This window comes from Microbacterium sp. P2_F9 (assembly GCF_056403635.1).
Genome location: NZ_JBFUFC010000138.1, coordinates 1 through 10,218, shown reverse-complemented (window position 1 = coordinate 10,218; position 10,218 = coordinate 1). Strand labels below are relative to the sequence as shown.

Annotated in this window: 8 protein-coding genes and 1 pseudogene; 1 reads left to right on the top strand and 8 read right to left on the bottom strand. The window is 69.7% G+C overall.

The genetic code is table 11. The features are described from left to right. The 6 genes and pseudogenes from AC1DVT_RS13985 to tkt form a co-directional block, all read right to left on the bottom strand. Positions 1-206 (bottom strand): annotated as a pseudogene (locus AC1DVT_RS13985) (6-phosphogluconolactonase); the annotation flags it as partial. Continuing rightward, positions 199-1,149 carry a glucose-6-phosphate dehydrogenase assembly protein OpcA gene (locus tag AC1DVT_RS13980; protein ID WP_457098310.1) on the bottom strand — a complete coding sequence of 317 codons (951 nt, stop codon included), beginning with the start codon at positions 1,147-1,149 and terminating at the stop codon, positions 199-201. The pseudogene AC1DVT_RS13985 and the gene AC1DVT_RS13980, both read right to left, overlap by 8 nt. Continuing rightward, a complete protein-coding gene (gene zwf, locus AC1DVT_RS13975; RefSeq protein ID WP_457098311.1) occupies positions 1,146-2,696 on the bottom strand; it encodes a glucose-6-phosphate dehydrogenase in 1,551 nt (516 codons plus the stop codon). Before zwf ends, AC1DVT_RS13980 begins: the two co-directional genes overlap by 4 nt. Positions 2,697-2,711: 15 nt before the next feature. After that, positions 2,712-4,331: a glucose-6-phosphate isomerase gene (locus AC1DVT_RS13970; RefSeq protein ID WP_477389652.1), complete on the bottom strand. Its 1,620-nt coding sequence runs from the start codon at positions 4,329-4,331 to the stop codon at positions 2,712-2,714. Beyond that, positions 4,328-5,446 carry a transaldolase gene (gene tal / locus AC1DVT_RS13965; protein ID WP_457098313.1) on the bottom strand — a complete coding sequence of 373 codons (1,119 nt, stop codon included), beginning with the start codon at positions 5,444-5,446 and terminating at the stop codon, positions 4,328-4,330. The genes AC1DVT_RS13970 and tal overlap by 4 nt, the downstream gene beginning before the upstream one ends. Beyond that, the gene (tkt, locus tag AC1DVT_RS13960; RefSeq protein ID WP_477389651.1) at positions 5,443-7,566 is read right to left on the bottom strand and encodes a transketolase; all 2,124 of its coding nucleotides are present in this window, start codon (positions 7,564-7,566) and stop codon (positions 5,443-5,445) included. The genes tal and tkt overlap by 4 nt, the downstream gene beginning before the upstream one ends. Positions 7,567-7,874: 308 nt before the next feature. On the opposite strand from tkt, the gene AC1DVT_RS13955 reads away from it, so the two are divergent. Continuing rightward, positions 7,875-8,801, top strand: a complete 927-nt coding sequence (locus tag AC1DVT_RS13955; RefSeq protein ID WP_477389653.1) for a heme o synthase — start codon at positions 7,875-7,877, stop codon at positions 8,799-8,801. 67 nt (positions 8,802-8,868) lie between these two features. Here AC1DVT_RS13955 and AC1DVT_RS13950 read toward each other — a convergent pair whose 3' ends face one another. After that, positions 8,869-9,246 carry a dinucleotide-utilizing enzyme gene (locus tag AC1DVT_RS13950; RefSeq protein ID WP_477389650.1) on the bottom strand — a complete coding sequence of 126 codons (378 nt, stop codon included), beginning with the start codon at positions 9,244-9,246 and terminating at the stop codon, positions 8,869-8,871. Positions 9,247-9,348: 102 nt separating this feature from the next. Further along, a partial coding sequence (locus AC1DVT_RS13945) for a COX15/CtaA family protein (RefSeq protein WP_477389649.1) occupies positions 9,349-10,218 on the bottom strand: 870 nt, incomplete at its 5' end.

Genomic DNA, 10,218 nt, shown 5'->3' with positions numbered 1-10,218 from the left:
CAGTCGATGCGCTCGTGCCGGGGATGACGCGCCGCCGCGGCGAGGACCGCCGCACCCATCGACCCGCCGGTGAGCGCGATGTGCGCGAGCTCTCCGTCTGCGGTCCGCTTGGCGACGCGGCTCAGGAAGCGGGCGGCGACCGACTCCGCGAGCGACGTGGGATCCGAACTGATCACCACGCGCTTCTCGGTCCAGAACTCAGCCATCCGACTCCTCAGAAGTGGGAGGACCCAGAAGCTTCCACCCCTCCGTGATGACTCGACCATACAGGACGTCCGGGTCGAGCCGTCGGAGCTCCTCCGCGAGGCACTCGCGCAGGCTGCGCCGCGGCAGCACGAGGTCGTGCTGCGGCTGATTGGGCTGGCTCAGGCACGCGATCGCGGGCGACGAGCGCTCCAGGAGGATGTCGCCGCTCGCCCGGGTGAGGCGGACCGACTTGATGCCGTCGGTCCACTCGTCCGCGGGCAGGTAGCGCCAGGTCACCGGCACGTCGAGCATGAGCCGGAGCCACGCGGCCAGCAGCGCCGTCGAGGGCGAACTGCTGGCGCCGGCCACGTCGACAGCGGTGACGACGTCGAAGGGCGGCTGGTCGAGGACCGCGGCGAGCTGCTCGCGCCAGTGGGTGAGTCGCGTCCAGGCCAGGTCGGTGTCGCCCGGGGCATGATTCTGGCCGAGCACGGCGAGCCGGTGCGGCTCGTACGGCCGGGTCGAAGCATCCGTGATCCGACGCTGCGCGATCCGCCCGAGCGGCGACTTCGAGGGCACCGACGGAGGCGAGTCGGGCCACCAGGCGACGACCGGGGCGTCCGGGAGCAGCAGGCCGGTGACGAGGCTCTCGGTGTTGGATGCGGCCGCGCCGTGCGCGCGCACGACGATGACCTCGCTTGCACCGGCGTCGCCGCCCACGCGGATCTCCGCATCGAGGCGAGGCTCGGCGTCGCCGCCGTCGAGCATGAGGACGATGACGCGCATCGGGTGCTCACGGGATGCCGCGTTGGCCGCCTCGATCACCGTCTCCTCGGCGCCGTGCCGTGTCGCGATGATGAGGGTCAGCACCCGGCCGAGGGCGACAGCGCCGCCCTCTTCGCGCACGCTCACGAGTGCGCGCGAGATCTTGCTGACTGTCGTGTCGGGAAGTTCGAGGATCACGGGCGTCTCCACATCCGGCCGTCGCGGGCCAGCAGTTCATCGGCAGACGGGGGACCCCAGGAGCCGGGGGAGTACTGCTCGACCGGGCCTTCCTCGCTTGCCCAGTACTCCTCGATCGGGTCGAGGATCTTCCACGACAGCTCGACCTCTTCGTGTCGCGGGAACAGCGGCGGGTCGCCGAGAAGCACGTCGAGGATCAGGCGTTCATAGGCCTCGGGGCTCGCCTCGGTGAAAGCGTGGCCGTAGCCGAAGTCCATCGTGACGTCGCGCACCTGCGTGCCGGCGCCGGGAACTTTGGAGCCGAACCGGATCGTGACGCCCTCGTCGGGCTGCACGCGGATCACCAGGGCGTTCTGCCCGAGCTCGGAGGTCTGGCTGCGCGAGAACAGGTGCTGCGGCGCGCGCTTGAACACCACGGCGATCTCGGTCACCCTGCGGCCCAGTCGCTTGCCGGTGCGCAGGTAGAAGGGCACGCCCGCCCACCGTCGCGTGTTGATCTCCAGCTTCACGGCGGCGTACGTCTCGGTCGTCGAGTTCTCGGCCATGCCGTCCTCGTCGAGGAAGCCGCGCACCTGCTCGCCGCCCTGCCAGCCGCCCGCATACTGTCCGCGTGCTGCGGCGAGCGAAAGGTCTTCCGGAAGGGTGACCGCGGCGAGCACCTTCTCCTTCTCGGCGCGGAGATCCGCGGCGTTGAAGGTGATGGGCTCTTCCATCGCGGTCAGGGCCATGAGCTGCAGGAGGTGGTTCTGGATGACGTCGCGTGCGGCGCCGATGCCGTCGTAGTACCCGGCGCGGCCGCTCACGCCGATGTCCTCGGCCATCGTGATCTGCACGTGGTCGACGTAATTGCGGTTCCAGAGCGGCTCGTACAGCTCGTTCGCGAAGCGCAGCGCCAGGATGTTCTGGACCGTCTCCTTGCCGAGGTAGTGGTCGATGCGGAAGATCGAGTCGGTCGGGAACGCCGTGCGCAGCGCGTCGTTCAGCTCGCGTGCCGAGGCGAGGTTGTGCCCGAACGGCTTCTCGATGACGACCCGACGCCAGCGCTCCGGCTGGTCGGCGGTGTCGTCCACGAGGCCCGACGCCTTCAGCTGCGCCGCGACGACGGAGAAGTCCTTCGGCGGGATCGACAGGTAGAACGCGTGGTTGCCCATCGTGCCGCGTTCGGTATCGAGCCGCTCGACGGTCTCGCGCAGGCTCCGGAATGACTCCGGGTTGTCGAACTCGCCCGAGACGAAGCGGATGCCCTGCAGCAGCTGGTTCCAGGTCTCTTCCCGGAACTCGGTGCGGGCGTGCTGCTTCACCGCGTCGTAGACGACCTTGGCGAAGTCCTCGTCCTCCCAGTCGCGACGGGCGAAGCCGACCAGCGCGAAGCCGGGAGGCAGGAGACCCCGGTTGGCGAGGTCGTAGACCGCCGGCATCAGCTTCTTGCGGGACAGGTCACCGGTCACGCCGAAGATGACGAGGGCACTCGGGCCGGCGATGCGGCTGAGGCGGCGGTCATCGGCGTCGCGAAGCGGGTTGCGCTCGCGAGAGATCTCAGCGGTCATTGAGTGTGTCTGCTCCTACTGGGCCGCTTCGAAGAGCACGAGCACCTCGAGCTGGGGGTCGGTGAGCGTCAGGGTGACGACGGGACGACCGTGGTCGGCGAGCACACTCGCGTCTCCGGCTGCCTGCGCCTCGATGAGCTGTCCGAAGGTGAACGGGAGTCCAGGGATCTCGAGATCGACATCCGTGCGCTCCAGGATCTGCAGGAACACCCCGTTGGCGGGGCCCCCCTTGTGATACTGACCCGTCGAGTGCAGGAAGCGCGGTCCCCAGCCGAAGGTGGTGGGGCGCCCCGAGTCGGCGGCGACCAGCTCGCGCAGCCCTGCGAGCTGCGGCAGCTGGAGGCGGTCGACGTACGCCTGGATCGAGACGTAGCCGTCCTCGGGCAGGCGCGCCCAGAGCGCGTCGAGCACGCCGGCGACCGTACCGGAGGCGGCGAGCTCGGGATCGGACACCCGCACCTCGACGCCCTCGAGGGTGAACGCCGGTGCCGACCGGTCGGGGCGTGCGTCCAGCAGACCGCGCGCGGCGATCTTGGCGGACTCGACGTCCGGCTGGTCGAACGGGTTGATCCCGAGCATCCGGCCCGCGATGGCGGTGGCGTACTCCCACACGACGAGCTGCGCGCCGAGCGAGCCGCTCACGAGGATCTCGCCCTCGTGGTGCTCGAACAGGTGGAAGCGGGCGGCCTCGTCGACGAGCCGGACGATCTGCAGATCCGCCGGTGCCGCATCGATCTCGGGCGAGACGGGGAGCAGGACGACGGGGAGGATGCCGAGGCCGTCCTTGCCGGTGGACTCCGCGACGAGCTGCTCGATCCAGTCGGGCAGGCCCACGATGTGCGTGCCGTCGGTGACCAGCCCGAGCTTGTCGCGCCGCGGCGCACCGCCGGCGATCGCCGCGGCCAGGACGAGCGATGGATTGTCCGGGCTGTCGATCGAGAGCTCGAGGAGGCTGGCCTCCGCCTCGTCGAGGAGCTCGGAGATGTCCGCGCCGGCGAGCCCGGTGGGCACCAGGCCGAAGGCGGTGAGCGCCGAGTAGCGCCCGCCGACGGTCGGGTCGGCGTTGAAGACGCGGTACCCGGCGGCGCGAGCCGAGGCATCCAGCGGCGAACCGGGATCGGTCACGACGACGATCCGCTCGGCTGGGTCGATGCCGAGGTCCCGCCAGGCGGCCTCGAAGGCCCGCTTGGCGGAGTCGGTCTCGACGGTCGAGCCGGACTTGGAGGACACCACGAGGACGGTCTGCGCGAGGCCGCCGGCCTCGGCGTCGCCGTCGATCGCGGCGAGCACCTGGCCCGGCGCGGTCGAGTCGAGGATGACCAGTGGAACACCCGCGGTCTGGGCGATCACCTCGGGTGCGAGCGACGATCCGCCCATACCCGCGAGAACCACGCGCGTGACGCCCTTCGCCCAGAGCTCGTCGCGCAGGGCGACGATCTCCGGCACGAGCGGCCGTGAGACGCTGACGGCCTCCACCCAGCCGAGCCGGCGGGATGCCTCGTCCTCGGCGGCCGGACCCCACAGCGATGAGTCGCCTGCTGTGACACCCGACGCCACCAGATCGGCCACCAGGCCGGGGAGCGTTGCTTCCACCACCGACTTGACGTGGCCGCTCAGGTGGATGGCGAAGGTCATCCGGCGACCTTGGTCGACGCGGCCAGCGCGTTCGCCACGGTGTCCTTGAGCTCGTGCCAGGAGACGATGAACTTCGACACGCCCTCGTCTTCGAGCACCTGGGTGACATCGGCGAAGTCGACGCCGACGGCGGCGAGCTGGTCGAACACCCCGTGCGCGTCGGCGTAGTTCGTCGTGACGGTGTCGCCGGCGACCTGGCCGTGGTCGAACGTAGCCTCGAGCGTCTTCTCCGGCATGGTGTTGACGGTGCCGGGGGCGACGAGCTCCGTGACGTAGAGCGTGTCGGGCAGCGCCGGGTCCTTGACGCCGGTCGACGCCCAGAGCGGACGCTGCACGTTGGCTCCGGCATCCGTCAGCGCCTTCGCGCGGTCGGTGGCGAACTCCTGCTCGAACAGCTCGTAGGCGAGGCGCGCGTTCGCGACGCCGGCCTTGGACTTGAGCGCCTCGGCCTCGGGGGTGCCGATCGCGGTGAGCCGCTTGTCGACCTCGGTGTCGACGCGCGACACGAAGAACGATGCGACCGAGTGGATCGCCGAGATGTCGTGCCCGTTCGCCTTGGCCTGCTCGATGCCGGAGAGGTATGCGTCGATGACGGCGGCGTAGCGCTCCAGGCTGAAGATCAGGGTGACGTTGACCGAGATGCCCTCGGCCAGCACGGCGGTGATCGCGGGGAGGCCGGCCTTGGTCGCGGGGATCTTGATGTGCACGTTCGGCCGGTCGACCGTCGCCCACAGCTCCTTCGCCTGCGCGATCGTCGCGGCGGTGTCGTGCGCGAGATCGGGGGAGACCTCGATGGACACGCGACCGTCGACGCCGTTGCTGGCGTCGAACACCGGGCGGAAGACGTCGGCGGCGTCGCGGACGTCGTCGGTGGTGATCCGGAAGATCGCGTCGTCGGTCGACGCGCCGGCCGCCTCGAGCTCGGCGACCTGCGCCTCGTAGGAGTGCCCGTTCGACAGTGCGCCGGCGAAGATCGTCGGGTTCGTGGTGACACCGGTGACGTTGCGCGTGGCGATCAGCTCGGCGAGGTTGCCGGAGGTGATCCGCGAACGCGACAGGTCGTCGAGCCAGATGCTGACGCCCTCGGCGGTCAGCTGCTCAGTGGGGGTGCTCATGCGTTCTCCTTGATGCTGATGGCCGCTTCCACGGCCGCGATGGTCTCGCGTGCCGCCTGGATGACGGCGTCGGCAGTGATGCCGAACTTCTGGAACAGGGTCTTGTAGTCGGCGGAGGCGCCGAAGTGCTCGATCGAGACCGAGCGGCCGTTGTCGCCGACGATGCCGCGCCAGGTGAGGCCGATCCCGGCCTCGACGGAGACGCGGGCGGTGACGGCGGCGGGAAGCACCGACTCGCGGTACGCCTCGTCCTGCTCGGCGAACCACTCGAGCGAGGGCGCCGACACGACGCGGGCGTTGATGCCCTCGGCGGCGAGCGTCTCCCGGGCGGCCACGGCGAGCTGCACCTCGGAGCCGGTGCCAATGAGGATCACATCGGGGGTTCCACTGGGCGCCTCGGCCAGGACGTACGCGCCCTTGGTGGCGTTGGCCGCCGATGCGAAGACATCACCGGATGCCGCACCCTCGCCACGGGGGAACACCGGGATGTTCTGCCGGGTGAGTGCGAGGCCGGCCGGGCCGCCGGTGCGGCGGAGCAGCTCGAGCCAGACGACCGACGTCTCGTTCGCGTCCGCCGGGCGCACGACCGTGAAGTTCGGGATCGCGCGGAGCGTCGCGAGCTGCTCGATCGGCTGGTGGGTGGGCCCGTCCTCGCCGAGGGCGACGGAGTCGTGGGTCCAGACGTAGATCGACGGGATGTTCATCAGGGCGGCCAGCCGCACCGCGGGGCGCATGTAGTCGCTGAAGATCAGGAACGTGCCGCCGAACGCGCGGGTCGGCCCGTGCAGGATGATGCCGTTGACGATGGCGCCCATCGCGTGCTCGCGGATGCCGAAGTGCAGCACGCGGCCGTACGGGTCGCCGGACCACTCGTGCGTCGACCACTCGGCCGGGATGAAGGACTTCGCATCCTTGATCGTGGTGAGGTTCGACTCCGCGAGGTCGGCCGATCCGCCCCACAGCTCGGGGAGCTCCGCGGCGAGGGCGTTGATGACGACGCCGGAAGCGGCCCGGGTCGACACCTCCTTGCCGGATTCGAAGACCGGCAGCGCGTCGGCGATGGCCTCGGGCAGCTCCTTCGCGGCGAGCCGGTCGAACAGCGCCTTGCGCTCGGGGTTCGCGGCCGCCCACTCGTCGAAGCTCGTCTGCCATTCCGCGTGCGCTGCAGCGCCGCGCTCGCCCAGCTGACGGGTGTGCGCGATCACGTCGTCCGCGACGGCGAAGTTCTCAGCGGGGTCGAAGCCGAGCACCTTCTTCGTCGCGGCGAGCTCGTCGCCACCGAGGGCGGAGCCGTGGATCTTGCCGGTGTTCTGCTTGCCGGGGGACRGCCAGCCGATGATCGTCTTCAGGATGATGATCGACGGCCTGCTCGTCTCGCCCTTCGCGGCCTCGAGCGCATCGTGCAGCGCCGGGACGTCCTCGACGTACTCGCCGGTCTGCTTCCAGTCCACCGTCTGCACGTGCCAGCCGTAGGACTCGTAGCGCCCCGCGACATCCTCGGTGAACGCGACATTGGTGTCGTCCTCGATCGAGATCTGGTTGGAGTCGTAGATCGCGATCAGGTTGCCGAGGGCCTGGTGGCCGGCGAGGGAGGATGCCTCGGAGGTGATGCCCTCCTGCAGGTCGCCGTCGCCCGCGATGACGTAGATGAAGTGATCGAACGGCGATGCGCCGGCGGCGGCGTCCGGATCGAACAGACCGCGCTCGTAGCGCGCCGCGTAGGCGAAGCCCACGGCCGAAGACAGCCCCTGGCCGAGCGGGCCGGTGGTGATCTCGACACCCTTGGTGTGGCCGAACTCGGGGTGGCCCKGGGTGAGCGAGCCCCAGGTGCGCAGCGACTTCAGGTCATCGAGCTCGAGTCCGAATCCACCGAGATACAGCTGCACGTACTGCGTCAGCGACGAGTGGCCCGCCGAGAGGATGAACCGATCACGTCCGGCCCAGTGCGTGTCCGCCGGGTCGTGGCGCAGCACGTGCTGGTAGAGGAGGTACGCGGCCGGCGCGAGGCTCATGGCCGTCCCGGGGTGTCCGTTGCCCACCTTCTCCACGGCATCCGCCGCAAGCACGCGCGCGGTGTCCACCGCGCGCCGATCGATTTCATCCCAACGCAGTTCCGACACTCGGTCGCCTTTCTCACGGTGCGCGCCCAACTGCCCGTCCGCATCCTCAACCGTCATTGGGGGAGGGGGATCGGCGCGGGGCGCGCGTCTTCTTTCAGCATACCGAAGGGGCATTCCCAGGTGGTCATGCGTGGCGCTGGATGACGCGAGTGTGACACGGCGACCGCTCAAGGGAGTGTCGAAGGCGTGTCCGGTTCGTATCCGCGACCGCACGAACGCACCGCGGCGATTGTGAGGGTGCTGCGGCAGGGCGATGGGACGCCGTGTCATACACTTGTGAGGTCATCGCGGCGGCTTCGGAGGGGGCGATCCACATCACCACGACGTCGCATAAGACGGCCACGGTCACCCGCAGGCCGATCGGCCGAACGATCCGCGMCTACATCGCGCTGACCAAGCCGCGTGTGCTCGAGCTTCTGCTCGTCACTACCGTGCCGGTCATGATCCTCGCCGAGGGTGGACTGCCGAGCCTCTGGCTCGTCGTCGCCACGGTGATCGGCGGCTCGATGAGCGCCGGCTCCGCCGCCGCCTTCAACATGTACCTCGACCGCGACATCGACGCGCACATGCAGCGCACGGTGAACCGTCCGCTCGTGACCGGCGAAGTCTCGCCGCGCGGAGCGCTCATCTTCGCCTGGACCCTGGCCGTCGTCTCGACGGTGTGGCTCTGGGTGACGACCAACTGGMTGGCGGCCACGCTGTCGGCGGTCGCGATCTTCTTCTATGTCGTCATCTACACGATGATCCTCAAGCGCCGCACCGAGCAGAACATCGTGTGGGGCGGGATCGCGGGATGCTTCCCCGTGCTGATCGGCTGGACCGCGGTGACGGGGTCCCTCGCATGGCCGCCGGTCATCCTGTTCGCACTCGTGTTCCTCTGGACGCCGCCGCACTACTGGCCGCTGTCCATGAAATACAAGGAGCAGTACGACGAGGTCGACGTCCCGATGCTCGGGTCCACGCGCACCGGGTCGCAGGTCGGGCTCCAGGTCATCCTCTACGCCTGGGCGGCCGTGGCCTGCTCGCTGCTGCTGATCCCGGTCGCAGGCATGGGCCTGGTCTACACCGTGTCCGCGCTGGTGTTCGGCGGCTGGTTCATCTATGAATCGCACCGCCTCTACGGCCGCGCCGTGCGTGGCACCGAGCCGCGTCCGATGCGCGTGTTCCACGCGTCGATCACCTACCTGACGCTGCTGTTCGTGGCGATCGCGGTCGACCCGCTCCTGCCCTTCTGATCTGCGTACGACGAAAGAGACCCGCACTTCCGAAGAAGTGCGGGTCTCTTTTCGCTCAGCGAGCGGGTCAGCGCGCGAGGACGGCCTCTTCGGACTCGACAGCCGCCGCGGGCTCGTCGAGGTCGAGGTCGGACGGCTCCTCGGCGGTCCAGTCGATCGGGCCGACGATCTCGACGGGCGCGACCGGACGGAGGCTCGCGGCGGTGGCGACCGCAAGAGCGAGCAGGACGCCGATGACGCCGGCACCGAGCAGGATGGCGCCGAGGACGGCGATGGACTGGCCGACGTAGACGTCGACGCCGGTGGCGCTGCCGTCAGTGAGCGTCGTGGTCATCGAGCCGAGCTTGTCGACGAGGAGCAGGGCTCCGGCGACGGCCGTCGCGATCGACACGAGGACAAGACCCCAGAACGGGATGCTGCGGACGAGACGGGGACGGGTGGGCATGAGTGGTGACTCCTCTGGACTCCGGGCACGGGGTTGCCGCGGCATCCGCAAGTGTGCGGTGCGCGACCGTGCCGATGATATGCGGACTCTATGGATTCCCTGTCAACGACCGGCTGCCGCGGCGGCCGGCACCGCGGCCGCGACGGCCGACTCGACGGGCGTCTTCAGGTGCATCACCACCGCGGTCATCGCGGCGACGAGGCCCACCGCGAGGGTCAGGTGGATGTTGACGAGGAGGATCGGCAATCCCGTGCGCGCCTGCCACAGACCCACCGCGGTCTGGAGCAGCTCCACGCCGAGCAGCAGGCCGACCCACAGTCGCTGGCGCAGCGCGGGCGGAGTGCGCCACGACCCGACGAACAGCACCAGCGTGGCGCCCAGCAGCGCGTAGGCGGGCCACGAATGCACGTGCTGCATGAACTCTGGGTTCAGCCCGTTGCGCGCGGCGCCGCCGTCGCCGGCGTGCGGCCCCGAGCCGGTGACCAGGATGCCGACGACCACCGTGACCAGCACGAGCGCGCTCGTGATGTGCGCCATCACGGCGTACCAGCGTGCGACGGCCCGAACCCGCGGGCCGGGGGTGGCGTAGACCCGCGCCACGAAGACGGCGGAGAGCGCGACCAGTACGGCGGACGCGAAGAAGTGCAGGCCCACGACGTACGGGTTCAGGTTCGTCAGCACCGTGATGCCGCCGATGATCGCCTGCAGCGGCACATACAGGCCGATCCCGACCGCCAGAGCGAACAGGTCCCGGCGCTCGCGACGGAGGCGCAAGACGAAGAGGAAGGTGATCACCGCGACGATCACCAGGACGAACGTCAGCATCCGGTTGCCGAACTCGATGACACCGTGGATGCCCATCTCGGGCGTCGCCACGAGCGAACCGTCGGTGCAGCGCGGCCAGGTCGGGCAGCCGAGCCCCGATCCGGTCAGCCGCACCAGGCCACCGGTGGCGACGATGCCGATCTGCAC